General features: G+C 70.1%; 21 protein-coding genes. 11 read left to right on the forward strand and 10 right to left on the reverse strand.

Features of this window, described 5'->3' with window-relative positions:
* Positions 1–8: 8 nt before the first annotated feature.
* Positions 9–1586, forward strand: coding sequence for a cytochrome P450 (locus OHA11_RS02485; RefSeq protein WP_266491506.1), 1578 nt, complete (start codon positions 9–11; stop codon positions 1584–1586).
* On the opposite strand, the gene OHA11_RS02490 is transcribed toward OHA11_RS02485, so the two are convergent.
* Both OHA11_RS02490 and OHA11_RS02495 read right to left on the reverse strand, forming a co-directional pair.
* Positions 1554–2393, reverse strand: coding sequence for a pentapeptide repeat-containing protein (locus tag OHA11_RS02490; RefSeq protein ID WP_266491508.1), 840 nt, complete (start codon positions 2391–2393; stop codon positions 1554–1556). The genes OHA11_RS02485 and OHA11_RS02490 overlap by 33 nt on opposite strands.
* Before the next feature lie 119 nt (positions 2394–2512).
* Entirely contained in the window at positions 2513–3241 is a 729-nt protein-coding gene (locus tag OHA11_RS02495) for a PIG-L deacetylase family protein (RefSeq protein ID WP_266491509.1), read from the reverse strand.
* A gap of 303 nt (positions 3242–3544) precedes the next feature.
* Here OHA11_RS02495 and OHA11_RS02500 point away from each other — a divergent pair, with 303 nt between their 5' ends.
* The 5 genes from OHA11_RS02500 (at position 3545) to OHA11_RS02520 (ending at position 9159) form a co-directional block, all read left to right on the forward strand.
* Positions 3545–4717, forward strand: coding sequence for a hypothetical protein (locus OHA11_RS02500; RefSeq protein WP_266491511.1), 1173 nt, complete (start codon positions 3545–3547; stop codon positions 4715–4717).
* Between the two features lie 489 nt (positions 4718–5206).
* Positions 5207–6973 carry an S-methyl-5-thioribose-1-phosphate isomerase gene (gene mtnA / locus OHA11_RS02505; protein ID WP_266491513.1) on the forward strand — a complete coding sequence of 589 codons (1767 nt, stop codon included), beginning with the start codon at positions 5207–5209 and terminating at the stop codon, positions 6971–6973.
* A gap of 16 nt (positions 6974–6989) precedes the next feature.
* A complete protein-coding gene (locus OHA11_RS02510) occupies positions 6990–7577 on the forward strand; it encodes a cupin (protein ID WP_323186508.1) in 588 nt (195 codons plus the stop codon).
* Entirely contained in the window at positions 7574–8332 is a 759-nt protein-coding gene (mtnC, locus tag OHA11_RS02515; RefSeq protein ID WP_266491518.1) for an acireductone synthase, read from the forward strand. Before OHA11_RS02510 ends, mtnC begins: the two co-directional genes overlap by 4 nt.
* On the forward strand, positions 8329–9159 hold the full coding sequence (locus OHA11_RS02520) for an S-methyl-5'-thioadenosine phosphorylase (RefSeq protein ID WP_266491519.1): 831 nt from the start codon (positions 8329–8331) through the stop codon (positions 9157–9159). The genes mtnC and OHA11_RS02520 overlap by 4 nt, the downstream gene beginning before the upstream one ends.
* 86 nt (positions 9160–9245) lie before the next feature.
* On the opposite strand, the gene OHA11_RS02525 is transcribed toward OHA11_RS02520, so the two are convergent.
* The 7 genes from OHA11_RS02525 to OHA11_RS02555 all read right to left on the reverse strand — a co-directional run bounded on the left by OHA11_RS02525 (position 9246) and on the right by OHA11_RS02555 (position 19527).
* Positions 9246–10451: a flavin reductase gene (locus tag OHA11_RS02525; RefSeq protein WP_266506894.1), complete on the reverse strand. Its 1206-nt coding sequence runs from the start codon at positions 10449–10451 to the stop codon at positions 9246–9248.
* 68 nt (positions 10452–10519) lie between these two features.
* On the reverse strand, positions 10520–11638 hold the full coding sequence (locus tag OHA11_RS02530; protein WP_266491520.1) for an acyl-CoA dehydrogenase family protein: 1119 nt from the start codon (positions 11636–11638) through the stop codon (positions 10520–10522).
* 16 nt (positions 11639–11654) lie between these two features.
* On the reverse strand, positions 11655–12506 hold the full coding sequence (locus tag OHA11_RS02535) for an alpha/beta fold hydrolase (protein WP_266491522.1): 852 nt from the start codon (positions 12504–12506) through the stop codon (positions 11655–11657).
* 21 nt (positions 12507–12527) lie between these two features.
* Positions 12528–13619 carry a DUF3419 family protein gene (locus OHA11_RS02540; RefSeq protein WP_266491524.1) on the reverse strand — a complete coding sequence of 364 codons (1092 nt, stop codon included), beginning with the start codon at positions 13617–13619 and terminating at the stop codon, positions 12528–12530.
* Between the two features lie 67 nt (positions 13620–13686).
* Positions 13687–16305: an aminotransferase class III-fold pyridoxal phosphate-dependent enzyme gene (locus tag OHA11_RS02545; protein WP_266491526.1), complete on the reverse strand. Its 2619-nt coding sequence runs from the start codon at positions 16303–16305 to the stop codon at positions 13687–13689.
* Between the two features lie 19 nt (positions 16306–16324).
* The gene (locus OHA11_RS02550; RefSeq protein ID WP_266491528.1) at positions 16325–17368 is read right to left on the reverse strand and encodes a 3-oxoacyl-[acyl-carrier-protein] synthase III C-terminal domain-containing protein; all 1044 of its coding nucleotides are present in this window, start codon (positions 17366–17368) and stop codon (positions 16325–16327) included.
* Positions 17365–19527 carry an AMP-binding protein gene (locus tag OHA11_RS02555; protein WP_266491530.1) on the reverse strand — a complete coding sequence of 721 codons (2163 nt, stop codon included), beginning with the start codon at positions 19525–19527 and terminating at the stop codon, positions 17365–17367. The genes OHA11_RS02550 and OHA11_RS02555 overlap by 4 nt, the downstream gene beginning before the upstream one ends.
* A 536-nt stretch (positions 19528–20063) precedes the next feature.
* On the opposite strand from OHA11_RS02555, the gene OHA11_RS02560 reads away from it, so the two are divergent.
* The 5 genes from OHA11_RS02560 (at position 20064) to OHA11_RS02580 (ending at position 24748) form a co-directional block, all read left to right on the forward strand.
* Positions 20064–21071: a beta-ketoacyl-ACP synthase III gene (locus tag OHA11_RS02560; RefSeq protein ID WP_266491532.1), complete on the forward strand. Its 1008-nt coding sequence runs from the start codon at positions 20064–20066 to the stop codon at positions 21069–21071.
* Between the two features lie 73 nt (positions 21072–21144).
* Positions 21145–21387 carry an acyl carrier protein gene (locus OHA11_RS02565; protein ID WP_266491534.1) on the forward strand — a complete coding sequence of 81 codons (243 nt, stop codon included), beginning with the start codon at positions 21145–21147 and terminating at the stop codon, positions 21385–21387.
* Complete coding sequence (locus OHA11_RS02570; protein WP_266491536.1) at positions 21384–22610, forward strand: beta-ketoacyl synthase; 1227 nt, start codon at positions 21384–21386, stop codon at positions 22608–22610. The genes OHA11_RS02565 and OHA11_RS02570 overlap by 4 nt, the downstream gene beginning before the upstream one ends.
* Before the next feature lie 108 nt (positions 22611–22718).
* Positions 22719–23939, forward strand: coding sequence for a cytochrome P450 (locus tag OHA11_RS02575; RefSeq protein ID WP_266491538.1), 1221 nt, complete (start codon positions 22719–22721; stop codon positions 23937–23939).
* Positions 23936–24748, forward strand: coding sequence for a class I SAM-dependent methyltransferase (locus tag OHA11_RS02580; protein WP_266491540.1), 813 nt, complete (start codon positions 23936–23938; stop codon positions 24746–24748). Before OHA11_RS02575 ends, OHA11_RS02580 begins: the two co-directional genes overlap by 4 nt.
* 53 nt (positions 24749–24801) lie before the next feature.
* On the opposite strand, the gene OHA11_RS02585 is transcribed toward OHA11_RS02580, so the two are convergent.
* Complete coding sequence (locus tag OHA11_RS02585) at positions 24802–26103, reverse strand: alpha/beta fold hydrolase (protein ID WP_266491542.1); 1302 nt, start codon at positions 26101–26103, stop codon at positions 24802–24804.
* Position 26104 lies beyond the last annotated feature (1 nt).

The raw sequence follows: 26104 nt of genomic DNA on the forward strand, positions 1-26104 counted from the left end.
ATGGCGTGATGGCGGAGCCGACGAGGAGCGCGTTGCCGAAGGGGTTCCGAAGCGCCGAGCTGGGCTGGCCCGAACTGCGCCGCATCCCGCACCCGCCGCACCGCGTGCCGCTGCTGGGTGACGTCGTCGGCGTCAACCTCCGCACCCCGTTGCAGGATTCGCTGCGCGTCGGGCGGGAGCTCGGACCGATCTTCCGGCGCAGGGGGTTCGGCAAGGAGATCGTCTTCGTGTGGGGTGCGAAGCTCGCGGGCGAGCTGTCCGACGAGTCGCGGTTCGCCAAGCACGTGGGGCTCGGGGTGGCCAACCTCCGGCCGGTCGCCGGGGACGGCCTCTTCACCGCGTACAACCACGAGCCCAACTGGCAGCTGGCGCACGACGTGCTCGCGCCCGGCTTCAGCCGCGAGGCGATGGAGAGCTACCACGCGATGATGCTGGAGGTGACGGGTCGGCTGACGGACCGCTGGGACGGCGAGCGGGCGGCGGGCCGGGCCGTCGACGTGCCCGGCGACATGACCAAGCTGACGCTGGAGACGATCGCCCGCACCGGCTTCGGCCATGACTTCGGCTCCTTCGAGCGACCCCGGCCGCACCCCTTCGTCACGGCCATGGTGGGCACCCTGCTGTACGCACAGCGCCTCAATGTCGTCCCCGTGCCGCTGGCCCCGGTGCTCCTGCGTTCCGCCACGCGTCGCAACGAGGCCGACATGGCGTTCCTCAACCGCACGGTCGACGACGTGGTCGAGGCCCGTCTCCACGGGCCTGCCGGGGAAGGGGACCTGCTGGACCGGATGCTGGACACGGCCCACCCGGAGACGGGTGAGCGCCTCACCCCGGAGAACATCCGCCGCCAGGTCATCACCTTCCTGATCGCGGGGCACGAGACGACGTCCGGCGCGCTCTCCTTCGCGCTGCACTACCTCGCCCGCCACCCCGACATCGCCGCCCGCGCCCGCGCGGAGGTGGACCGTGTCTGGGGCGACGCGCCCGAACCGGCCTACGACCAGGTCGCCCGGCTCCGGTACGTACGGCGGGTGCTCGACGAATCGCTGCGCCTGTGGCCGACGGCGCCCGCGTACGCCCGCGAGGCCAGGGAGGACACGGTCCTCGGCGGTGTCCATCCGATGCGCCGGGGCGCGTGGGCACTGGTCCTGACCTCACTGCTGCACCGCGACGCCGAGGTATGGGGCCCGGACGCGGAGAGGTTCGACCCCGACCGCTTCGAGCCGGGAGCCGTACGGGCCCGGCCCGCGCACACGTTCAAGCCCTTCGGCACCGGTGCGCGGGCGTGCATCGGGCGGCAGTTCGCGCTGCACGAGGCGACCTTGGTCCTGGGGCTGCTGCTGCGCCGCTACGAACTGCGGCCGGATCCGGCGTACCGGCTGCGGGTGGCCGAACGGCTCACGCTGATGCCGGAGGGACTGACACTGCGTCTCGACCGCCGCTCCCCCGCGACGCCTGCGCATTCAGAGCGGTCGGAGCGGTCGGAGCGGTCGGAGCGGTCGGAGAACCCGGGGGCGTCGGGAGCGCCGGGGGTGGCCGAGACGTCCTCGGCTTCACGGTGTCCAGTGACCGGGGCGGGTGACTGACGCGGGAAGCCTGGTGCCGGGGCTGCCCTTCGCGGCGTTGAGCTGCGGCTGGGTGAGGAAGAGCGCGCCGGTCAGGTCGGCGTCCGTGAGATCGGTGTCCCGCAGGTCGGCGCCTATCAGATCCGCGCTCCGCAGATCGGCTCCCGTGAGATCGGCGGCGATGAGGTAGGCGCCGCGGAGGTTGGCGCCTCTCAGATCGGCGCCCTTGAGCCGGGCGCCCATGAGGTCGGCTCCCCGGCGCTCCTTCTTCCTGCCCCCGCCGAGGCCCGCACGCGCCAGCTCACTGGCGCGCAGCAGCAGGACGTTGACGTCCTGGCGGACCGACGGCACATCCAACTCGACTAGTTCTTCCGGGGTTTGGCGGGTGAGCGCCTCGGTCCGGTCGAGGGCGCGGCCCAGTTCGGGGTGGAGCGGGCGGGCCGCGGGCAGGTCCAACGCCTCGGTGAGGTACCGGAGAAGCTCGTGCAGCTGTCGTACGACCGGGAACACGTCGAACATGAGCCGGGCCCGCTCCTGGGAGCCCGAGCGCCAGTCCGCGCCCCCGAAGGTGAGCTGCGAGACCTTCTGGCCCGCGCCGAGGCAGTCGTAGACCGTGCAGCCGTTGAAGCCCCGCTGCCGCAGTTCCGCGTGGATGCCACAGCGGTTGTCCGTCCGGAGGTTGCGGCAGGGGCTACCGGCGGCCTTGTCCACCGCGAAGTCCGCCGAGGCGGCGAACGGCAGGGCGACACAGCACAGTCCGAAGCACTGGGCGCAGTCCGCCTTCAGTTCGGTAGGGGCGGGTGCTTCGGTGCCGGTTTCGTCTTGCATGTCCCCACCCTACGCAGCGCGCGATCGGACCGATCACCGGCGGCCGGGAGGACGGATCGTGAGCCCTCGTCGGACTCCTCGGGTTCGTCGGACTCATGGACTCATCGGGCTCATCGGACTCATCGGCTGAAGAGCTCGAAGGAGACCGCCGGTTTCCCGCCGAAGCGTTCGCCCGTGGTCTGCGCGTAACCGGTGAGGAAGGAGCGTACGTACGTCTCGGGGTCCTCGTGCGTCAACACCTCGATGTAGCTGCGGTGTTCGAGCAGGGAGAGCACCGCGCGTTCCATGCCCGGCGTCGCGTCCACGGCGTGGGTGGGGGTGCTTGAGCCCGCCACGGCGACCCAGCGCACGCCGTCCCAGGGTTCCAGGTCCAGCTCCGGGAAGATCCAGCGGTTGCCGGCGTCCGCGGCCGCGTCCAGCGTGGCCCGGCCCACGGCGACGTGGTCGGGGGTGTTCCAGGCGACCCCACCCCAGGTGTCGCGGTGGTTGAGGGTGATCACCAGTTCGGGCCGATGCCTGCGGATCGCCGCGGCGATGTCCCGCCTCAGGGCGGTGCCGTACTCGACCACGCCGTCCTTGTGGTCGAGGAACTCCACCTCGGTGACGCCGACGACCGCCGCACTGGCCCGCTGCTCGCGTTCGCGCAGCGGGGCGCACTCCTCCGGTGCCAGGGTGTCGATGCCGGCCTCACCGCGGGTCGCCAGGACGTACGCGACCTCCCGGCCGCCGTCCGTCCACGCGGCGATCGCGGCGGAGCAGCCGTATTCGAGATCGTCGGGGTGGGCGACGACGGCAAGACCACGTTTCCAGTCGTCGGGCATGGGGTGCAGCCGGGTCTGCTCGGTCATGGTCGCAGGATAGGCGACCCACCCGCGGCACGGCCCGAAAACGCGCTCTGTCCGCGGCCGGTCCCACTCGTGAACGCCCGGCACCCAGCTGAACCGAAACATGAACGTTCGATCGAGAAAATCGTGCACGTTCGGTCGATGGGAATGTGCACGTTCGCTTGACCGGAGCGTGCACGTTCGCCCGATAGATCTGCCGATAACAGAAGTCGTAACGTGACAGGAGAGCCGACGATCACCGCTCATCCACGGCAGATCGAACGGCACCGAACGCCCACCCCCACGAAACCAAAGGACGTTTTCGGTATGACAACACCAGATGGCACGATCGAGGTTTTCATCGAATGGCTCGCGGAAAACAAGGAGAAGCTGGCCGACGACATCCTCGCGGCGGTTTGGCGTGACGGTCTCCCGGACAGCCCCCTCAGTACGGATCCCGCGCTGGTGACGGTGGTGCGATCGGAGACGGCGCGACTTCTCACGCGTTTCGTGAAAGGGCTTCGGAGCGGACCGGCAGAGCCGGTCTGGTCGCCCGAGGCACGGCACGTCACCCGGCTCGCGGTACTGCACGAGACACCGTTGGACGCCCTCGTCGCCAGCTATCGGATCGCGCATGTGGTCATTCAGGATGCCTTCTTCAAAGCCGCGCAGGAGGTCGCGATCCCGACGCCCCGTTTACTGGACGCCTTACAGTTATGTTGCCGTCGGCTGTCCCATCAAATAACGTCGATCATCGATCTCGTGACGGACGAGTACGTGGACGCGGTGCAAGCAGGCTGCACGGACGAGAACACCACACGTCTTCAGCTGGTCCGGTCCATCCTGAACCAAACGAGCCCCTCCGCCGAATCGCCTTTCTACGATCTGCACACCGAACACGTCGCCGCCGTGGCCGGGGGCGCGGCGGCAAGGAAACTCACGGAATTCGCGCACGAACACGGGTCTGCCGCCATCTCCCTCTTCGCCGACCGCAGCATCGTGTGGGCGTGGTTCAACTCGGTGGACCCCGACCAGGTGCGTGAGGCCGTCCTGATAGGCACCCCGCGCGGCCAGTTGGGAACCGGTGGACCGGGCAAGGGAGTTCCGGGCTTCCGGCAGTCCCACCACGAGGCCCAGTCCGCGTACCGCGTGTGCGGGCGGACCGGGCGCCGCAGCGCGCATTTCACCGAGATCGCCCCCGAGGCGATAGGGCTGGCGGACCTGGACGTCGCACGCGGACTCGTCCACCGGCACCTCGGTCAACTGGTCGGCGGCGACGGCCGGCAGAGCACGCTGCGCAAGACCCTTGAGGTCTATCTCTCGTCGGGGCAGTCCGCCCGCTCCACCGCCCTCAAGCTGGGGCTCACGGAACGTACCGTCGCGAACAGGCTGCAGGCCGTGCGGGCGCTGCTCCCGGCGGCCACGGAACTGTCCTCGCTCGAACTCGCGCTCTCGCTGCGGCTGCGGCCCCTGGTGACGGACCGGTCGGCGTCGCCGTAGCCCACACTGCCGCCTTCCTGGAACGGGAAGATCGCGAGCGGATATTTCCCATTGCTGTCATTGTCCGCGCACGTCGCGTGATGGCAGGCTGGTCGATATCGGAGACCCGAATCAGGCGACAAGTATTCCGACCGTCATGCCCAGGATGTGAAACGGCGTACATGACCACTGCCTTGAGCTCGACGTTGTTCACCGGACCTGGAATTCCTCCTTTCGCCCACTGTCGGGTATTCGCCGCTCTCCGCGTGAGGTGAAGCCGCTTCCGCGGCGTGGATCGGCCACCGGGCACCGGCCACCGGGCACCCACCGCGTTCCCACGGGCTGGAACCGGTCGTCTCGAACGAGGCCGAGGAGGCCCACGAGGCCCACGAGGCCCACGAGGCCCACGGGCACATGAGCCGGTCTCCGGTCCCCCGTCGCCCCGTCCTGGCTTCCGTCATCCCCTGAGCGGCTGCCGCGCGCGGTCCCCGCTCGGACCAGAGGAGGATCATGACCACACGTCCCGCCCACGTGGCCGCCGTGCCCGGGCCCGCGACGTCTTCCCCCGACAGTCTGGCGCCGTTCGCACCCGGCGCCTCGCTCGCCTGGTCCGACGGGGCGGTCAGCGTCGTCGACCAGCGGGCGCTGCCGCACGAGACCCGGTGGCTGCGGCTGGAGACGGTGGACGAACTCGTGGACGCCATCCGCTCGCTCGCCGTGCGCGGCGCGCCCGCGATCGGACTGGCGGGAGCCCTGGGCGTGGCCCTGTCCGCGCACCGGCACACCACGCCCGACGGCTCCACCGACGAGGCCGCGGTCCGCGCCGACGCCGAGCGGATCGCCAAGGCACGGCCCACCGCGGTCAACCTGGCCTGGGCCGTCGCCCGGGTGGCCGAGCACATCCCCGAGGGACCCGACGCGGTGCTCCACGCGGCGCTGGCGGCGATCGACGAGGACATCGCCACCAACCGCGTGTGCGCCGTCGGCGCCGCCGACCTCGTCGAGGGGCTGCTGCCCGGCCGGCCGCTGCGCGTGCTCACGCACTGCAACACCGGCCGCCTGGCCACCGCGGCGGGCGGCACCGCCCTCGGCGCCATCATCGAACTCGCTGCCCGCGGCCGGATCGCCGAGGTGCTGGTGGACGAGACGCGCCCCCTGCTGCAGGGCGCCCGGCTCACCGCCTGGGAACTCCAGGAGGCAGGTGTGCCGTACCGGCTGTGCCCCGACTCGGCGGCCGCCGCCGCGATGTCACGCTCCCTGGTGGACTGTGTCCTGGTGGGCGCCGACCGCATCGCGGCGAACGGCGACACGGCCAACAAGATCGGCACCTACGCCCTGGCGGTGGCGGCCGCGCGCCACGGCATCCCGTTCGTCGTCGTGGCGCCGGAGTCCTCGTGGGACCCCGAACTGCCGGACGGCTCCGGGATCGTGGTCGAGGAGCGCGCGGCCGGCGAGGTCACCACGCTGGCCGGGGTCCGGATCGCCCCCGAGGGCGCGGGGGTGTTCAACCCGGCCTTCGACGTGACGCCGCACGAGCTGATCACCGCGGTCGTGTCCGAGGAGCGGGTGCTGCGCCCGACCGCCGCCGCACCGAAGGTTCCCACCCCTGACGGAGCGGTGCGGGAACTCCGGAAGCCCCCGTCCGAGGTCCTCGCCGGTCAGTCCCGCGACCTCTACCTCCGCGGTTGGATGCCCGGGACGTCCGGCAACCTCTCGGTCCGGCTGCCCGGCGCGGCGCCCCGCGCGCTCATCACCGGCAGCGGCCTGGACAAGGGGGACCTCGGCCCCGGGGACATGGTGCTGGTCGACGCCTTCACCGGGCAGGCCGCCGGACCGGCCGGTGACGGGCCGCGGCCCTCCGCGGAGACCGCCATCCACGCCGCCGTGTACCGGTCCGTCGCGGAGGCGGGCGCCGTCGTGCACGCGCACTCCCCGTACGCCACCGCCCTCGCCCGGCGTATCGGTGCCGAGGACCATCTCTCCTGGCTGCCGCTGCGGGACCTCGAACTCCTCAAGGGCCTGGGCCTCGCCGACCCCAGCCGCACCGATCTGCCCGTTTTCCCGAACTGGCCCGACGTCGCCCGCATCGCCGACGACGTGGCGGGTCATCTGGCCGGGTTCACCACGGCGCCGCCCGCGCTCCTCATAACGGACCACGGGATCACGGTCTGGGGCCGCGACCTGGCGCAGGCCCGCAACCGCCTGGAGTGCGTCGAGGCCATGTGTCATCTGCTCCTGCTCACCGGCGAGTCGGACCCGGTCCGCCTGGCCGTATGACGTCCCCCGGAAAGGAATGACCGCTGTGACCCTGCTCCAGATCATGCCCGAGGACGCGCCCGACAAGGTGCTGGTGCGGACCCGCGACGAGAAGGACATCATCCGCGAACTCGCCCCCCACCGCGTCACGTTACGGCGCTGGCCGCTGCGCACCGACGACACCCCGGCCCTGGACGACCAGGCACTGCTGGACCTCTACCGCGAGGAGATCGAGGAGGTGTGCGCCCAGGACTCGATGAAACTCGTCGATGTCGCCCGGCTGCACCCGGCCGACACCGAGGAGTGGCGTGAGCTGGCCGCGAAGGCCAGGGTGAAATTCCTGGAGGAGCACCGGCACAGCGAGGACGAGGTCCGCTTCTTCGCCCACGGACGCGGCCTGTTCACCCTGCATCTCGACGACCGCGTCTACGCCGTGCTGTGCGAGGCGGGCGATCTCCTGTCGGTGCCGGCCGGTGTCCGCCACTGGTTCGACATGGGCGCGCGCCCTGACTTCGCGGCCATCCGCTTCTTTCAGGAGGACGACGGCTGGGTGGGCGACTTCACCGGCACGGAGATCGCCGGCGGCTTCCCCGGGCTGGACGACCTCACGGGGCCCGGCCTGTGACCAGCGCCAGCCTGCGCACCGATACGGTGATCCTCGACATCGAGGGCACCACCGGATCCCTGACGCACGTACGGGAGGTGCTCTTCCCCTACGCCCGCGAACGCCTGGCGGACTGGTTCGACCACCACCGCGACGATCCACGGCTGGACGCCCTGGTGGCTGCCGTGCGGGAGGAGACGGAACGTCCGGAGCTGGACGCGGCGGGCGCGCTGACGGCGCTGGCCGCCTGGTCGGACGCGGATGTCAAGGCGGCCCCGCTCAAGACGGTCCAGGGATGGATCTGGGCCGAGGCCTACGCGAAGGGCGATCTGCGGGGACACGTGTACCCGGAGGTGCCCGCCGTGCTGCGCGGGTGGCGGGCGGACGGAATCCGTGTCTTCACCTATTCGTCGGGCTCGGCCGGGGCCCAGCTGGACTGGTTCCGTCACACGGCGTACGGCGACCTGACGGGACTGCTGGACGACCGGTTCGACCTGGAGAACGCGGGCCCCAAGAACGACCCCGGCTCCTACCGGCGGATCAGCCGCGTGATCGGCGACCCCGTGCCCGTCTTCCTCAGCGACACCGCGTACGAACTCGACGCGGCGACGGTCGCGGGCTGGACCGGCGTCGGCGTACGCAGGGACGGCGACCCCCGCGGGGCCGAGGTGCCCGGACACCTCACCGTGCCGTCCCTCGACCGGCTCCACCTGCGGGCGGCCCGCGCCACCGACCGCGCCCACGACGGGACCGTCAGAAAGGTGTTCCTCTCATGAACGCAGCACAGCGGTCCGCCGCCCCGGCCGAGATCGGGGTGATCGGCGGCACCGGCTTCTACGAACTGCTGTCGGACGCCACCGAGATCACCGTGGACACCCCCTTCGGCGCCCCGGCGGACACGCTGACCGTGGGCACGGTGGAGGGACGCCGGGTCGCCTTTCTGCCCCGGCACGGCCGCGGCCATGACCTGCCCCCGCACCGCATCAACTACCGGGCGAATCTCTGGGCGTTGCGCTCGGTCGGCGTCCGGCGGATTCTCGCCCCGTGCGCCGTCGGCTCGCTCCGCCGCGACCTCCCGCCCGGCAGTGTCGTCGTCCCCGACCAGGTGGTGGACCGTACGAGCGGCCGGGCAGGAACGTTCTTCGACGACACGGTCACGCATGTGTCCTTCGCGGACCCGTACTGCGACGCGGGCCGGTCGGCCGTCCTGAAGGCGGCCACCGACTGCCGGCTCGAATCGATCACCGACGGCGGAACGATGGTCGTCATCGAGGGCCCGCGCTTCTCCAGCCGCGCCGAGTCCCAGTGGTATGCGGCGGCGGGCTGGTCGCTGGTGAACATGACGGGCATGCCCGAGGCGGCCCTGGCCCGTGAACTCGGCCTGTGCTACACGTCGGTGGCCCTGGTCACCGATCTGGACGCGGGCATCGACGCCGAGGAGAGCGTGGCCGAGGAGGACGTCTACGCGGTCTTCGCCCAGAACGTCGAGCGGCTTCGTGGTCTCGTGCTGAGCACCGTGTCCCGGCTCCCCGAGGACCGCGACTGCCACTGTGCGCGGGAACTCGACGCGGTGGACGCGCTGTTCGCCCCGCCTTCCGCGTAACGCCGTGGATCCCGGGCCCTCGTCGTCTCGACGAGGACCCGGGATCCGTCGTGTCGCCGTAGGCGGACGCGGCCCGGACGGCGGGGTCAGACGAGCTGGCCGTGCGTATCCGGTGTGCGGTGCGTCGGCAGGGCCGAGGGCCGGTGCCAGTCGCGCCGGTAGTGGATCAACGGGGAGTCGCCGGTGAGCGTCACGTTCTCGAGCCGGCCGACGAGGATGCTGTGGTCACCGCCCGGCAGCAGCTGCTCGCGCGTGCAGAGGAACCGGGCCGACGCGCCGGGCACCCCGGGTACGCCTCTCTCCAGGGGGACGAGGCCGGCCTCCGCCTCGGCCCGCCCGTGGCGCGCGAAGGCGGTCGCCACGTCGGTCTGTTCGTCGGTGAGGACGTTGACCAGGAAGTGGCAGGCCGTGGCGAACACGTCGTGGGTGCTCCCGGTCCGGTTCATGCAGACGAGGAGCAGGGGCGGGTCCGCGGACAGGCTGCAGACCGCGCTCGCGGTGAATCCACGCGGTTCTCCGTTGTCCCCCATCGCGGTGACCACGGTGACCGGCGAGGCGAGATGGGCCATCGCCTCGCGGAACACCTCGGCGGACACGGCCGTCGCGGACGGCACGGACGGCACGGACGGCACGGACGGCACGTCGTCGTCGCCGCCGAGCAGAACGGTACGCATCCGTCCCGCGATGCCGCCCGCACCGCTGTCCGCCGGGGCGTGTGGTCCGCCCGTCACCGGCAGGCCGGTGACGGGGCCGCTGGTGAGCCCGGCCCACAGGCCCGCGTCCGGTTCCGGGTCGCCTGCCGCCCCGTCACCGGTGAACACCGTGACCGGGCAGCCGAGCAGCGGGGCCCGGCCCGCCTCGCGGTACCGGCTGTACCGCTCCCGGTCCGGGCCAATCCCCAGGGCCGCCAGGAACATGAGGTCGTGACGCGTGTGCTCCCCCGCGTTCCCGTCCTGACCGCGGTGGCCCCGCGACCGGGTTCCGGCGGAGACGAAGAGGTGCCGCGGGGACGGGTGCCCTCCCGCCACGAGGCGGCGCACCGCCTCGTACCCGATCAGAGCTCCCGTGCAACAGCCGTGGACGGCGTAGGAAGCGCCATCGAGGTGCCGCGCGATACGGGCGGCGACGTCGTCGACGGCCTCGTCGGACATCTCGTACGGCCTGTCGTGGTCCCGGTCGCCGGGGCCGGCCGGTTCGATCGTGACGACCTCGACCGCTGGGCCCAACGCGGTCGCCAGGGAGCGTAGGGAAGAGGCGGGCGCATCCCCGCAGGGAATGCAGAGGAGCTTCATAGGCACGTCCGAAGTGAGGTCGGGGACGACGGGCGATCACGCGCCCGTGGCCACGGGCGCGTGACCCGTCACGGCATCACGAGGGGCTCGCCGGAGATGAACCGGTCGAGCGGCTCGGCCATGGCGCTCCTGGCCGGCGGGTGGAATGCCAGGGCCCGGGCGGACGTGAAGAACGTCGTGCTCAGGCCACTGATCATGTAGGCCGTACCGCCGAGCAGTTCGGTGGCGTGGGCGGCCACCCGCTCGACGGTCCGCTGCGCGGAGTACCGCACGTACAACGCCCGGGCCACGCCCAGCGGATCGTCGCCGCCTGGTGTCGCCGCCCGGGCAACGGCCTCCAGGGAGGCCATGGTGGTCTCCAGGTCGCCGACGAGCTCCATCCGCTCGGCGGCGGTCCCCCGGCGCTGCCGGAGAACCGCCTCGACCAGACCGCTGGCCGCGCCGACGTAACTCGCCGACACCAGCAGCTCGAAGACGTGGAACACCGTCGCGAGCGCCGCGTTCAGCGACTGCGGGTCGCCCAGGGACGATATGTAGTCGTCCGGTACGTCGACGTCGGCCAGCACCACCTCGCACGTCTCGGAGCCGAGCAGCACCGGCGAGTCCCCGAGCGGCCGCACCTCGATGCCCTCGGTGTCGGCCGGGATGATCGCGAGAGCCATCTCCGTGGCGCCGGTGTCCGGGAACGTCAGCATGACGCTCGCGGTGAGGTAGTCCATCGACTTCGAGAGGCTGCACGGCTTCTTGGTGCCGTTGAGGCGCCACCCGTCGCCGTGCCGTTCCCCCTTCATCAGGGGTTCCAGGATGCTGGCGGCGGGCTTGCCCTCGCCGAACCCGGACGCGAGGTACAGGTTGTCCTTCGCGACCGCGCCGAGCAGCTCCTCGGTCGCGGGACACGGCGGCATGGCGATCACCGTGCACAGGTGCATGTTCGCCGCGAGCGACAACGACGGTGACCGTGCGCCCAGCACGCGCTGGACGTGCAGGGCGTCCACGAGGGTGGCGTCCAGACCGCCGAGTTCCTTGGGGACCATGAGCGCCGGTCCGCCGAACTCACGGAAGATGCCCAGTCCGGGAGACTTGTCGGACTCCAGCTCGGCCACCGGGACCTCGCGAAGCCTCTGGTCAAGACCGGGTAACAGCCTTTCGACCGTGGCCAGTTCGTCGACCATGAAGTTGATGGACACGTTTCGACCTCTCATTTCACATGGCATCGCCCGACGGTTCGTCGTCGATGAACTCCGTGATGCGCTCGACGAGCCAGTCGGGTTCGTCGAGCGAGACGAAGGCGCGTGAGTGCTCGGCGATCACGACCGAGCTGTGCGGGAAGCACGCGGCCAGCTTCTGGGCGTGGTCGAACGGGAAGAGGGGGTCCTTCCTCGACCACACGACGAGTACGCGTCCCCGGAAGCGGTGCAGCTCCTTGGCCACCGCTCTGGTGACCGAGGGCCGCAGACCTCGCAGCAGCTTGCCGAAGTCCCTCTGCACGCCTCGGTCGCCGGGCAGCGCGCCGATCAGTTCCGTGATGGCCGGGGTCGGTACCGAGCTGCGTGAGACGAGCAGCATCATCGCCCGCTTGACGAGGTCCAGGCGCAGGCTGAAGGACACGGCCTGGACGACGCCGGGCACGGCGGCCAGGAAGGGCAGCGGGGCCAGCAGTTTCGGGGGGCAGTTGTCGAAGGCGTCCGAGGGGAGGAGCACCAGGCGGTCGAACAGTTCGGGTTCACGCGCCACGGCGATCTGGGAGATCGCCCCGCCGGTGTCGCTGCCGACGAGCACGACGGGCGCCGACAGTGTCCGCGCGATCTCGATCACGCGTCCCGCCTGTGCCTCCAGGCTGCAGTCCGCGTCGGGTTCGAGCGGTGTGCGGTGCCCGCCGAGCGGCAGGTCCGGCATCACCATGCGGAACCGGTCGCGCAGACCCGCGACCAGCGGGTCCCACACATGCCCGTTGACCATCAGGCCGTGCACTAACAGCATGGTCGGACCCTGGCCGGCGTACCGTAACTCGATCGTTCCGCCGGAGGTCTTCACCCGAGCCGTCTCGTCCTGCATGTCGGACTCCTCTTCTTTCGTTCAGCCGTTCAACGTGAGCACCTCGATGTCGTAGACGAACGCCTTGTCGTCATGGGTGAGCGACGAACTGAGCGTGTCGTCACGGACCAGCCTGGTCCGTGCGCCTTCCGGCACCTGGTGCTTGGCCAGGAAGTTGCGGTAACACACGCGCCCGTCGGGCCGGCCGACGCGCGCGATGTGACGCATGATCTGGTCGAACCCCTCCTGGTCGATGCAGCTTGTCACATCGGACAACGAGAACTTGTCGAGTGATCCTTCAGGAGCGCGGGCCATGTAGTCGATGAGGTTCTCGGTGACGATCTCGACCTTCGTGTTCGCGGCGCGGATCGCCTCGTAGTTCTCCCGCAGCAGGTAGTGCGGCAGCGTCTCCCGGTCCGGATAGCGCCCGAGGAAGGTGAACGCGAGCCAGTGGTTGTCCTTCGCGAGGTGGTTCATGAAGGAGTGATGGACGCGTTCGAGGACATAGCCGCCCACGGAGTCCACGTCGATCGTGATGCGGTAGCCGGGGTCGTTCAGCACGATCTTCAGCACCCGCTCGGAGAACCCGTACCGGACGAGTGACCGCCACAGGAACCCGTCGATCCTCTTCAGGTAGACGGCCCGCTGCTCCTCCAGTGTCCGGGCCGAGAACAGGTCGCGCATGGCACGGCCGAACAGGATGCGCATCGACGGCGCGACGACTCGCCGGTAGAACTTCTCGTGCCGTCCCGCCATCACCAGGCCGCTCTCGACCTCGCCGCGATGCCGGGAGAAGTAGCGGAACGCGTTGTGGCTGATCTTCCCTTCGAGCTCCTCGAACAGCTGCCACCGGTCCGGGCACGGGTCGATGCCGAGGAAGGCGAGCAGCGCGTCGTACTCGAAGTGTCTGATCGCCGCCAGTTTCACTTCGAGGAGATAGTTCTGGCCGGGGGCGGTGTCCACCGACACGACCGAGCGCGGGCCGCCCGCGACCAGGCTCAGGGTGCGGCAGCCGCTGCCCGTGACGCTCAGCACGTCCTCGCCGGCCGAGACGCCCAGGGCCCGCATCTCCGAGTCCGAGTCCTCGTCGCACGTGCTGTACAGGATCCACTTCTCCGAACCGTTCGAGCTCATCGTCACCATTCCCCATTCGGGCTGATAGGACCGTTCGCCGACTCCTGGCACCTGACGCCCGGGCTGGTCATGTCACGAAGAACCCGTCGCCCGCCATGTCCGCCACGCTGAGGTCGAACGCCTTGCCGGTGACGGCCAGGTCGTCGTCGGTGTGGGCGGTGCTGAGCAGGAAGCTGTGCAACTCCGGCATGTACACCCCGTGTTGGCGCATGTAGTAGGCGAGCGCGATGGTGGCCTTGAAGTTGCTCCCCGCCATCCGGTCCCGGTAGATGCCCGCCGACCGGTGGCTGAAGTTGAGCGAGAAGATGGACCCGCGGGCGTTGACGCGGCAGGAGACGTCGCGTTTACGGGCGCTCTCCACGAACTCGGTGCGCAGCCACTGCGTCTTGGCCTCCAGCTCCTCGTACAGGTGCTGGTTGGCCCGCAGATGGGTGAGGACCGCGGTGCCCGCGCGGCAGGTCAGCGAGTTCCCGCTGAGCGTGCCGCCCGCGAACGCCTTCTGCTCGTAGTCCAGGAACGGGTCCTCGGAACTGCGGCACACCTCGACGAGTTCGGCTCGTCCCACCACCGCGCCGCAGGGCAGGCCGCCGCCGATGATCTTGCCCAGGCAGGTGAGGTCCGGTTCGACCCCGGCCATGTTCTGGGCGCCGCCGTACGCCACGCGGAAGCCCGTGACGACCTCGTCGAAGACCAGCGGGACGCCCGACTCGGTGCACACCTTCCGCAGGGCGGTCAGGAACTCCACGTCGAAGGTGGTCGTCGAGGACGGCATCGGCTCGACGATGACGCAGGCGAGCTCGTCGCTGCGCTCACGGAGTCGTTCGAGGCCGCCGATGTCCCCGTACTGGAGCACCAGGGTGTTCTGGACGACGTCCTCGTTCGAGCCGAGGGTGCCCGCGATCGGCTCGGGCGCGTGCTTGTCGCCGGTGAACCGGAACCACGAACTGACCATGCCCTGGTCCGAGAAGCCGTGGTAGTGGCCCTCGAACTTCACGACCGTCTTGCGCCTGCGGTACGCCCGGCACATCCGGACCGCCAGCATCACGGACTCGGTGCCGGAGTTGCACAGCAGCGCCCGCTGCGCGGAGGGGAACGCCTCGACGAGTATCTCGGCCAGTTCGACCTCGGGTTCGTTGCCGATGCCGTTGACCACGCCGGCCGCGATGCCCGAGCTGATCGCCTCGTTCACCACCGGGTGGGAGTAGCCGAGGATGTGCGGTCCGTACCCGCCGGAGAGGTCCACGTACTCGTTGCCGTCGAGGTCGCGGACCCGTCCGCCCTTCGCCTCCTTGACGAAGATGGGGTACGTGCTGGGGAAGAAGTAGCGGTGGATGTGGGTGGGCGCGACGAGCGAGGCGTTCGCCCGGTCCCGCATCTCCAGCGAGCTGGGGATCTGGTTCTTGAACTGTGCGTCGAACCGCTCCCGGACCTCCCTGCTCATGTAGGGGGAGTAACGGTCCGTGAACTTGCGGGCGTTGTCCCAGATGTCGATGTCCGGGTCGAGCTGGGTGGCGAATCCCTCGCAGGACAGGAAGACGAGTTCCACCTTGGTGAAGCTGGTGGTGTACCGGGCACCGTACTTCCGCAGGATGGCGCTGACGTCCTTGAAGTAGCTGATCGTCGACCAGCGGTTCGAGGCGGTGTCGAAGTGGTGCTCCAGGGCCGCCACCAGCTCCGCGTGGTACTCGTCCCAGTGCTCGCGGACCTTCTCGGTGCCGGTGACGAAGTGGGCGGTGAAACGCTCCACCGCGATGTCCCACTCCTTGCGGGTACACGCGTAGTAGAAGGAGGAGAGGCCCCACTTCTCGTCCTCGCTGAGCTCGACCGTGATCCCGTAGTCGAGCAGGATCAGCTCACCCTCTTCGGAGAAGAGGATGTTGCCCGGGTGCGGGTCGCCGTGGGACATGCCGTGCATGTACAGCATGGTGTAGATCGTGTCCTGGAGGCGCCGGGCCAGTTGCGCGGCCGGCAGGCGCACCTTGTGCGGTTCGTTCCCCCGGATACCCTCCATGAACTCCATGGTGAGCATGCGGGGTGTGACGAGGTCCGGTATCACCTGCGGCACCCGCACATAGGGGTGGCCCTTGAAGTTGCGGTGGACCGTCTTCTGCCGGGCGGCTTCCTGGAGCATGTCGGCCTGGGCACGGAACAGGTTCGCGACCTCGGTGAAGCGGCGGACGCCGTCGGACTCGGCGATGACCGGCACCATCTTCTCGGCCAGGCGGACTCCCCTGGCCATCAGGCGCAGGTTCTGTTCGATGTGCTCGGGCACGCCGTTCTTCACCAGCTTCACGGCGACCTTGCGGCCGTCCAGCAGCCGGGCCCGGTGGACCTGGGCGACCGAGCCGGTGGCCACCGGTTCGAGGTCGAACTCGCGGAAGACGCTGTTCATCGGGGCACGCAGCTCCCGCTCGACGACGGCACGCGTGGTGGCCGCGTCCATGTGGGGAGCGTCGTCCTGGAGCGTGCGCAGGGTGTCCACCCACTCGGCGGGCACCAGATCTGACCTGGTGGCGAGGAGTTGGCCCATCTTCATGTAGATCGGGCCGGCCTGGACGAGACAGTCCAGCAGCCGCTCGGCCTCCTCGGCCCTGTGGTCCTCGCGCGGGTTCCGCAGCCGTGAGGCGGAGTATCCGAAGAGGTGGCCCAGCATGTTGGTGACGGGCTTCATCGGGAAATTGGCCATGGTGTTTGAGTCCTCCCGGTCAGTACACGAACGAGAAGGCACTGAAGGACATGCCTGCGCTGCCGACCCAGCCGAGCGCGCGGTCGCCGCGCTTGAGACGTCCTTCGCCCACCGCGGTCGCGATCGCCGTCGGTACCGAGGCCGAGACGATGTTTCCGGTGTTCTGGAAGACGTGGAAGATCTTGTCGCCCAGGCCCACGCCGTCGGCCATCTCCTGCCAGAACCGCTTCGCGGAGGCGTGGGTGAACACCGCGGCCGTCTCCTCCTTCGGGGCGTCGAGCCGCTTGAAGACCTCGACGGCCTCGACCCGGGCGGTCTCGTGCAGTTCGAAACCGAACGAGGTGAAGCGGTGCACGCCGTTCTTGGCGATCTTCTCCGAGGGTCGGCTGAAGTCCGCGTAGCCGTCCAGGGGGATGTTGCACAGGTCGGCGAGGTCGGCCCGTGAGGAGAACTCGAAGGACCACGGTTCGGCCCCGTCCGCGGTCAGGATGGTCGCGGAGGCGGCCTCGCCGAGGGTGTACGCGGGGAAGCTCCAGTCGACCGCGTCCACGCTGGGCAGCGCGAACACTCCCGGGTAGACCGGCCCCGTCGGACGCATGTTGAACTCGGCGTTGACGAGCATCGCGGTACGGCAGGCGCCCGACGCGAGCAGGCCCTCGGCGATCTGCAGCGCCCTGGTCCAGCTCATGCACGCGTCGAGGACGTCGAAGCACTGGGCGCGCTTGATGCCGAGCGCGGCGGCGGCGTGGTACGACCCGCCGGGTTCGAGGAAGCCCCTGCCGATGCCGGTGTAGATGACGACGTCGATACTCTCCCGTGTCACCCCGGCCTCGTCGATCGCCTCCTCGGCGGCCCGGACCAGCAGGTCGATGGGGCGCTCCCCCTCGCCGGCCCAGAGGCGGCTGTCGGATCCGGAGTACGCGAGCCAGAAGCTGATCTTCCGCAGGGCCTCGTCGATGTCGCCCTCGAAGACGCCGGCGCTGTGCTCGCGGACGAGGTCGAGGATGTCGTCGTTGGTGACGCGGCGCGACGGCAGCGCGGCGGATACGGCGGCGATCCTCATCGGCCCGCTCCGGAGGTGAGGTCGGCGGCGGAGGTGGTCAGCCGTTCCACGACGAGCGTCGCCAGTTCCTCGATCGACCCGGCCTCCCAGATCCATTCGGGGGGCAGCCGCACGCCCGCCCAGTCCTCCAGGGTCTGGTGCAGTTCCAGCATGTGCACCGAGGAGAGCCCGTAGGCGGACAGCGGTTCCCGGGCGTCCACGGTCCCCGTTCCTTCCAGCACGCGTCCGGCGATCCAGCCCTCGATGTGCGCACGGCAGCTCTGGTGGAGGACCTGGGCCGCGGAGGTGAGAACCGGCCGCTCGGCCGGGGTTGACGTCTCGTCGGACGTCCTGTCGGACGTCCTGTCGGACGTCTTGTCGGACGTCTTGGCGCCGGAACGGACCGGAGCGGCCTCCACCCGGGCCCGGACATCGAGATGCCCCTCGATGAAGCCGGCCTTGCAACGGGTCCGCTGGATCTTGCCGCTGGTCGTCACGGGGACCGTTCCGGTCTCGGCGACCACGACGGTGACGGCGAGTTCGTGGCTCCGCCAGACGGCGTCGCGGATGGCGAGGGCGACGGCCTCGGGGGAACTCTCGTCACGCCGGGCGCATTCGGCGACCACGACGACACTCTCCTGAGCCCCTTCGGAGACGCCGAAGGCCGCACTGTGGCCGCGCCGGACGGCGGGGTGGCTGTCCTCGACGGTCCGTTCGATGTCCTGGGGGTAGTGATTGACCCCGTTGATGATCACGACGTCCTTGATGCGTCCGCAGATGTAGAGCTGCCCGTCGTGGAAGAACCCCAGATCTCCCGTCCTGAGGTGGGAGTCGGCGCCGTCGCCCCTGAGGCGTGCGCGGAAGGTCTCCGTGCTCTCCGCGGGGCGGCCCCAGTAGCCACGGGCGATGATGGGGCCGCTCACCCAGATCTCTCCGGCGTGGCCGTCGGGAAGGCGGTGCCCCGTCTTCGGGTCGACGATGGCGACGCGGGTGTCGGCCACGGTCGTGCCGCACGCGACGAGCGGGCGCACGGCCTTGTCGGCGGTCAGTTCCACCACCGGGCTCCCGGGAGTGACCGTGCCGAAGGTGCCCCAGGCCAGCGGCTCGCCCGGCGTCTTGTTCGTGACCTTCAGCGTGGCCTCCGCGAGACCGTACGAGGGACACAGCACGTCCGGCCGGAGGCCGTATTCCGCGAACATCCGCTCGAAGCGCTGCTGCGTGTCGAACTGCACCGGCTCCGCGCCGTTGCCCGCCGTGATCAGTGAACTCAGGTCGAGTCCGGCGCGTTCGTCCTCGGTGGTGCCCTCGACGCAGAGGTCGTAGGCGAAGTTCGGGGCCCCCGTGTGGGTACCGCGGTACCGCGAGATGGCCCGCAGCCATCGGATGGGCCTGCGGACGAAGGTGGTCGGTGCCAGCAGTACGCACTGGGCGCCGGCGAAGACCGGCAGCAGGACCGACCCGATCTGACCGTAGTCGTGGAAGTGGGGCAGCCACGAGACCCACCGGCTGTCGCCGTCGACCTGCCAGGAGAGCGCCGCCTCGGCGCACTGCCGTACCGCGTTGGTGTGGTCGACGATCACGCCCTTGGGGACGGACGTGGAGCCGGAGGTGTACTGGAGATAGGCGATCGTGTCCGCGGCGATGCCGTCGGTGTCCAGCGGGGTGACGCCGTCCAGCGGTGCGTCGGCGGCCGGCTGTGCGTCCGTGGGCAGCGGGGCGTCCGTGACCGGCGCTGCGTCCGTGGCCAGCCAGGGCAGGTTCGCCGACCGCGAGTCCGCGCCGAACAGCGACTTCCGCCTCGTCCCCCGCTCCGTGGTCAGCACGGCGGCTGCCGCGCAGTCCCGCGCGATCGCCTCGACCGTCGAAACGGTCCGGTGCTGCGGGACGTACAGGGGAACGGCGATGACCCGGGCGTACAGGCAGGCGTAGAACGCGACGACGTAGTCGAGGCCTGCCGGGTGGAGGAGCAGAACACGGTCGCCGGGGGAGACGGTCCGCAGCAGCCTGGCGGCCAGCGCGCGGGACCGGTCACGCAACTCCCCGTATGTCAGCGTGCCCACCACATCGAGATCGCCCTCGAGGAATGTGAACGCCAGTGCATTGGGGTCGTCGTCGGCACGCTTCTGCAGAATATGAACGAAATGTGTTTCCAGCGGGGGCTCCACTTGGTGTGACCTCATTCTGACGGTGACGAGCGGACATGCCTGTCGGCTGCAACCGGTGGAATCTCCAGGGCATTTGATGCCCGACCGGTGGGGGGAAGAAGAAAATCGGGCGGGAGTGGGGATGCTCCCGCGGCGGCGACGCGGTGGGCCCTTGTCCTCCAAGCGATAAAGGCCCTCAACAGGGTCGGCGCTTCGATCAACGAGCCTGCCATCGCCCGGCGTGTACGGGCAATGACAACATTCCGAAAGATCTCCGTGCGATCTTCACAATCAAGGAAAGCGCCCTGCTGAAACGCTGTTGGTGGCCGTTTTGAGAAGAACAGTTTCAAGCGCCGGCCTTCCTGTACCTGGAAAACGCACATCGGGTGTTTTCCGATTCCTGACCTTGTTCGCCCGTGCCTGCCGGTGTCAGGCTGCTTGTGCCTCGGGACGGTTCGTTTCCCCCCGGACCCGGCTTTCAGGAGCTGCCGTGGCTTCCACCGGCGACCCGGCCGGTGCGGTCCACGCGGTGAGCCCGTCCCCCGATCCCCAGGACCACGGAGTCAACTCGTATGACGTACCGATCCCCTCGTGCCGCGGTGCTCACCGGTCTCGGGTCCTGGCTTCCGCCCGACACGGTGACCAACGCGGACCTGGAAGCCACCCTCGACACGAACGACGCATGGATCCGCAGCCGTACCGGTATCGCGAACCGTCACCGCGTCTCGCCGGGTATGTCGACCTCGGACCTCGCCGTGGAGGCCGGCCTGCGGGCACTGAAGTCCGCACGCTCGGACCAGGCCGACGCCGTGGTGCTGGCCACCAGCACCCCCGACGAGCTGTGCCCCGCCACGGCGCCGGACGTCGCCTCCCGGATCGGTCTGCCGGGCGTGGCCGCCTTCGACGTCTCCGCGGTCTGCGCGGGCTTCGTCTACGGGCTGGCCACCGCCGCCGGCCTCATCGCCACGGGCGTCGCCGAACGGGTCCTGCTCATCGGGGCCGAGGCGTTCACCACCCTCGTCGACCCGGCCGACCGCACCACCGCCGCCATCTTCGGCGACGGCGCCGGAGCCGTCGTCCTACGGGCCGGCGACCCCGACGAGCCCGGTGCGCTCATCTCCCTCGTGCTCGGCAGCGACGGCGGCGGGAGCGAGCTCCTGACCGTCCCGGCGGGCGGTGCGCGCCGCCGCGAGCCGACCGAGCACCACTCCCGGTACCTCACCATGCAGGGGCGGGAGATCTTCCGCTTCGCCGTCCGGCACATGACGTCCGCCTGCCGTACGGCCGCCGAGCAGACCGGCTGGCCGCTCTCCGACATCGACCGTCTGGTGGCCCACCAGGCCAACGCGCGGATCAGCAACGCGCTCGGCGACGCGCTGGGCGTCCCGCCCGAGAGCCGCGCCTCGAACATCGAGCACGTGGGCAACACGGCCTCGGCCTCGATCCCCCTGCTGCTGGACGAGGACAACGCGTCCGGCGCCCTGACCGAGGGCCAGCGGGTGCTGATCACCGCGTTCGGCGGCGGTCTCGCCTGGGGTGCGGCCACCCTCGTGTGGCCGTCGCTCACCAGCGTCGCCTGACCCGGCGGCATCCCACCCGACACCCATCCGGCATCCCGCCCGGTTTCCCCCACACCGCGTTCAAGGAGCTGACATGAACGGGTACGACACGCTCAAGAAGATCATGATCGAGGACCTGAAGGTCTCCCCCGATCTCGTGAGTCCGGAAGCCTCCCTGGAGGATGTGGAGTTCGACTCCCTCACTCTGGTGGAGCTGACGGTCATCCTGGAGCGGGACCTCGGCGTGGACATCCAGGATCACGAGTTGAGCGACGCGGCCACCCTGGCCGACATGGGCCGCATCGTGGAGGACCGGGTCGCCCAGGTCCAGGCATGACGATCCGCACCGACACGGCCGTCACCGGTCTCGGGCTCGTCTCTCCGGCCGGAGTCGGAGTGCGGCGCAACTGGTCCGAGGTGTGCGAGGCCCGGGGCACCGCGGCGGCCGTCGATCCCGAACTGGAGGGCATGCCGGTTCCCCTGGCGTGCCGCGTGCCGGACTTCGACGCCGACGAGTTGCTGGGCGGACGGCGGGCCCACCGCCTGGACCGCTTCGTCCAGTTCGCCCTCGTCGCGGCACGCGAGGCCGTGGCCGACTCCGGCCTGGACCCGGCCACTTGGGACGGCGCACGGGTGGGGGTCGTGCTGGGCAACGCCGGAGCCGGCATCCACACCTATGAGGCGCAGCACCGGGTGATGCTCGACGAGAAGCCCCAGCGGGTGACGCCCCTGCTGCTCGCCATGTATCTGCCCAACATGCTGGCGGGGCAGGTGGCGATCGAGTTCGGGGCCACGGGTCCGAACCTCGTGGTGGCCACGGCGTGCGCCTCCGGGAGCACGGCCATAGCCACCGCGTGCGACCTGCTGGCCCTCGGGCGCTGTGACGTCGTCATCGCCGGTGGCAGCGAGGCGATGGTCACCCCGCTGGCGATGTCCGGATTCGCGAACATGGGGGCCCTCTCACGACGGATCGAGGACCCCGGGGGCGCTTCCCGGCCCTTCGACGCCGACCGCGACGGCTTCGTCGCGGGCGAGGGGGCGGGACTGCTCGTCCTGGAGCGCGCCGCGGACGCCCGTGCCCGCGGTGCGCGGGTCCGGGCCCGGATCGTCGGGCACGGCTCGACCGCGGACGCCCACCACATCACCGCGCCGCACCCGGACGGCCGGGGTCTGGAACAGGCGTTGCGGCTGGCGCTCGCCGACGCCGGAGCGAGCGCGCGAGACGTTTCGTACGTCAACGCGCACGGCACCTCGACTCCGCTGAACGACCTGGTGGAAGCCAGGACGCTGGGCCGGGTCCTGCCCGGCGGCCCGCTCGTCAGTTCCACGAAAGGAGTCACCGGTCATCTCCTGGGAGCGGCCGGGGCGATCGAGGCCGCCTACACCGTGCTCGCCATCGAGCACGGTCTGGTCCCGCCCACCGCCAACCTCCGCACACAGGACCCGGAGATCGACATCAACGTGGTGGGGACCCCGACCCCGCACGACATGGATCTGGCGCTCAGCAACTCCATGGGCTTCGGCGGCCAGAACGCGGTCCTGGCGCTGAGCCGGGCGTGACCGCGTCCGCACGTCGTCCCCGAACGGCGGCTGCCTCCCACCACCCACGTACGTCTCACAACCCTGCCCCGGCGGGGTTCGCGAACCCTTCATCAGTGAGGTCAGCCCATGACACAACCGGTCGCCTTCCCGCAGGACCGCACCTGTCCCTACCACCCGCCCGCCTACGAATCGCTGTCCCGCCCGCTGTCCCGTGTCACGCTCTACGACGGCCTTGAGGCATGGCTCGTCACCGGTCACGCGGCGGCCCGTGAACTCTTCGTCGACCGGCGGCTTTCGTCGCGCAGCGACCGGCCGGGCTTCCCGATTCCCAGCGCCCGCCTCGCCGGATTCCGCGAGGCCGTGCCGGCGCTGATCGGCGTCGACGACCCCGAGCACGGCACCCAGCGGCGGATGCTGATCCCGGGCTTCACCGCCAAGCGCACCGCGGCCCTGCGGCCACGGATCCAGGAGACGGTCGACCAACTCCTCGACGCCATGGAGGCGGAGGGCTCGCCCGCCGACCTGGTGAGTGCCTTCACGCTGCCCCTGCCGTCCATCGTGATCTCCGCGATGCTCGGTGTCCCGTACGCCGATCACGAGTTCTTCGAGGTCCAGTCGCGTCGGCTGCTGCGCAGTACCGAGGTCGCGGACGCGATGGACGCGCGCTTCCAACTGGAGGAGTACTTCGGCAAGTTGATCGACCGAAAGCAGCACGAACGCGGCCACGGCGGCGACGGCATTCTCGACGAGCTGGTCCACAACCAGCTGCGCGAGGGCAAGACGGACCGGGCCGAACTGATCGCGCTGGCGCTGGTCAACCTGGCCGGCGGGCACGAGACGACGGCGAACATGATCTCGCTCGCCACGTTCACGCTGCTCCAGCACCCCGAGCGACTGGCCGAGTTGCGTGCCGATCCCGCTCTGATGCCCACCGCGGTGGAGGAACTGCTGCGGTTCCTGTCCGTCTCCGACTGGCTGCTGCGGGTGGCGACCGAGGACATCGAGATCGCCGGTACGACGATCCGGGCGGGCGACGGTGTCGTCTTCTCGACCTCCGTCATCAACCGGGACGCCGACTCGTTCCCGAACCCGGACGTACTCGACTGGCACCGTTCGGCCCGCCACCATGTGGCGTTCGGATTCGGTATCCACCAGTGCATCGGCTCGAACCTGGCCCGCGCCGAGATGGAGATCGCCCTGCGGAGCCTCTTCTCCCGCTTCCCCGACCTGCGGCTGGCCCTGCCCGCCGACGAGATCGTCCTCAACCCCGGTGACACGGTCCAGGGAATGCTCGAACTCCCCGTCGCCTGGGAGCGCACAAGGAGCGAAGGAGACTCGGCAACGTGACACAGAGCGACATCGCCCGGCGGAGCTACGTCCATGGCCACGCTCCCGCGGAGCAGCAGCGTCTGATCGACCAGGCCGAACTGTGGCGGGACGGACTGATTCTGGAGGGTACGACGCTCAGGCCCGGCACTCGTCTGCTGGAGGTGGGGTGCGGGGCCGGCGCGGTCCTCGCGACTTTGGGGAACGCGTTTCCCGAGGTGCGGCTCTCCGGTGTGGACATCGAACCCGCCCAGATCGATTTCGCCCGCGGCTATCTCGCCGATCGCCAAGTGGCCGCCGATCTTCAGGTGGCCGACGCCCGGACCCTGCCGTACGAGGACGCGTCCTTCGACCATGTGTGGATGATGTGGGTCCTGGAGCACATGACCGAGGACGACGCGAAAGCGGCGTTGCGCGAGGTACGGCGCGTGCTCGCCCCGGGCGGAACGATCACCTCCATCGAACTCGACTACGCGACGATCAAGGTGGGTCCGTCGACCGCGGGCCTGGACGCGCTGATGCCGACGCTGGTGCGGGCGATGCGGGCGTTCGGCCAGAGCGACGCAGGCACGCAGCTGTGGGGCTGGCTGGACGAGACGGGCTTCTCCCGTATCGACCCCGGCGAGCGGCTGTTCTCGTTCCGGGGTACGGAGGCGGCGCCGATGGCCCGCTATCTCGCCGATTCCGTGGAAGGCGCGCTCCCCGCCATCGCTTCCCTGGCTGGCATCCCTGACGAGGAAACCCTCCGAGAGGGGCTGAGCGAACTGCGCGCCTTCGGCGCCGATTCCTGGCTGCGCTGCGTCATCCACAAGGCCCGGGCGCTGGCCTGACACCTCGCGGCCACGCGCCCTCAGGCCTGAGACACAGACATGGGCCTCAGACCTCAGACCTCGTCCCTCGCAAGGGCGATCAGCCGGTCCAGGACCCGCGGGCCGCCCGCCCGTACCCCGTCGTGCTCGAACTCGTCGGTCACGTACGTGCGCAGGCCTCGGATGGTGCGGGCGGTGCGCAGGGCGTGGTCGGCGTCGACGTACATGTCGTCGTGGTAGACGGCCGCGGCGACGGGGACCTCGTTGGCGGCGAGGCGGTCGGGGTCGTACAGCGGGGCCCAGTCGGTGCGTTCGGCGAGGAGGTCGGCGGTCTCGCGGAGGGGGCGCAGGGCGGGGTCGCAGTCGAAGGTCCAGGGGTGGACGGACTCGCCCGTGAAGATCACCGGGCCGTCGCCGGCGAGGCTCTTGGCCGCGTCGAACTGCGGGAAGTCGGCGCGGACCCGCTCGGCCGACCAGGCGGTGGGGCGGTCACCCTGGGCGTAGCAGGCCTCGTGGACCAGTGCGTACAGCGGGTGGCCTGCGTACGAGAGGACGGACTGGACGTCCTCCTGGAAGGCGTCGGAGAGGACCGGGCCCTGGGCCGTGCGGACGAAGGCGTTCTCCAGGAGGTAGTGCAGTCGGTGGCTGCCCTCGCTGCCGCCGAGGACGATGCCGAGGGACTGGAAGGCCTCGACGGTGAGGCGGTAGCCGCCGTTCAGGACGGGCTCGTGCCGCAGGAGGTGTTCGGCGATGCGCCGGGCCCGCTCGACGTCCTGGGGGTAGCGCGCGTAGTGGGCGACGACCTTGCGCTCGATGCGCGGGTACGCGGCCCGGTACACGTCGTCGGCGTGCCCGTCGAGGGTGGGCAGGCCGCCGGTGATCAGGGCGGTGCTGAGGCCCTCGGGCGCGCTGGAGAGGTAGTGGGTCGCGCAGAAGCCGCCGAAGCTCTGGCCGAGGACGGCCCAGGGGGCGCCGCCGGTGACGGCCGGCCGGATGGCCTCGCAGTCGCGGACGATGGAGTCGGCGCGGAACAGCGCGAGATAGTCGGCCTGTTCGCGGGGGCCGCCGCGCAGCGGGAGGGTCTGCCGGTTGGCGGGCGTGGAGTTGCCGGTGCCGCGCTGGTCGAGCAGCAGGACGCGGTAGTCCTTGAGGGCGCGGCCGAGCCAGGCCTGTTTGCCGACGAAACGGCTGGCGCCGAAGCCGGGGCCGCCCTGGAGGAACACCAGCCAGGGCAGATCCTGGTCCGCCTTGTCGCTGCCGACCACTTCACGGGCGTACAGCTCGATCGTCTCCCCGGAGGGGTTGTCGTGATCGAGGGGCACGGTGAAACGGCGGTCGCTGAGGACGACACCGGGCTGACGGTAGCTGGCACTCAAG

The sequence above is a fragment of the Streptomyces sp. NBC_00878 genome (assembly GCF_026341515.1).
Taxonomy (GTDB): domain Bacteria; phylum Actinomycetota; class Actinomycetes; order Streptomycetales; family Streptomycetaceae; genus Streptomyces.

Bases quoted from the DNA above. Each gene is read 5' to 3' on its own strand.
- OHA11_RS02535 (WP_266491522.1), bottom strand. From the start codon at position 12,506: ATGCAGGACGAGACGGCTCGGGTGAAGACCTCCGGCGGAACGATCGAG.
- OHA11_RS02540 (WP_266491524.1), bottom strand. From the start codon at position 13,619: ATGAGCTCGAACGGTTCGGAGAAGTGGATCCTGTACAGCACGTGCGAC.
- OHA11_RS02485 (WP_266491506.1), top strand. From the start codon at position 9: ATGGCGGAGCCGACGAGGAGCGCGTTGCCGAAGGGGTTCCGAAGCGCC.
- OHA11_RS02575 (WP_266491538.1), top strand. From the start codon at position 22,719: ATGACACAACCGGTCGCCTTCCCGCAGGACCGCACCTGTCCCTACCAC.
- OHA11_RS02490 (WP_266491508.1), bottom strand. From the start codon at position 2,393: ATGCAAGACGAAACCGGCACCGAAGCACCCGCCCCTACCGAACTGAAG.
- OHA11_RS02560 (WP_266491532.1), top strand. From the start codon at position 20,064: ATGACGTACCGATCCCCTCGTGCCGCGGTGCTCACCGGTCTCGGGTCC.
- OHA11_RS02555 (WP_266491530.1), bottom strand. From the start codon at position 19,527: ATGAGGTCACACCAAGTGGAGCCCCCGCTGGAAACACATTTCGTTCAT.
- OHA11_RS02570 (WP_266491536.1), top strand. From the start codon at position 21,384: ATGACGATCCGCACCGACACGGCCGTCACCGGTCTCGGGCTCGTCTCT.
- OHA11_RS02550 (WP_266491528.1), bottom strand. From the start codon at position 17,368: ATGAGGATCGCCGCCGTATCCGCCGCGCTGCCGTCGCGCCGCGTCACC.
- mtnA (WP_266491513.1), top strand. From the start codon at position 5,207: ATGACCACACGTCCCGCCCACGTGGCCGCCGTGCCCGGGCCCGCGACG.
- OHA11_RS02525 (WP_266506894.1), bottom strand. From the start codon at position 10,451: ATGAAGCTCCTCTGCATTCCCTGCGGGGATGCGCCCGCCTCTTCCCTA.
- OHA11_RS02520 (WP_266491519.1), top strand. From the start codon at position 8,329: ATGAACGCAGCACAGCGGTCCGCCGCCCCGGCCGAGATCGGGGTGATC.
- OHA11_RS02545 (WP_266491526.1), bottom strand. From the start codon at position 16,305: ATGGCCAATTTCCCGATGAAGCCCGTCACCAACATGCTGGGCCACCTC.
- OHA11_RS02510 (WP_323186508.1), top strand. From the start codon at position 6,990: ATGACCGCTGTGACCCTGCTCCAGATCATGCCCGAGGACGCGCCCGAC.
- OHA11_RS02500 (WP_266491511.1), top strand. From the start codon at position 3,545: ATGACAACACCAGATGGCACGATCGAGGTTTTCATCGAATGGCTCGCG.
- OHA11_RS02565 (WP_266491534.1), top strand. From the start codon at position 21,145: ATGAACGGGTACGACACGCTCAAGAAGATCATGATCGAGGACCTGAAG.
- OHA11_RS02495 (WP_266491509.1), bottom strand. From the start codon at position 3,241: ATGACCGAGCAGACCCGGCTGCACCCCATGCCCGACGACTGGAAACGT.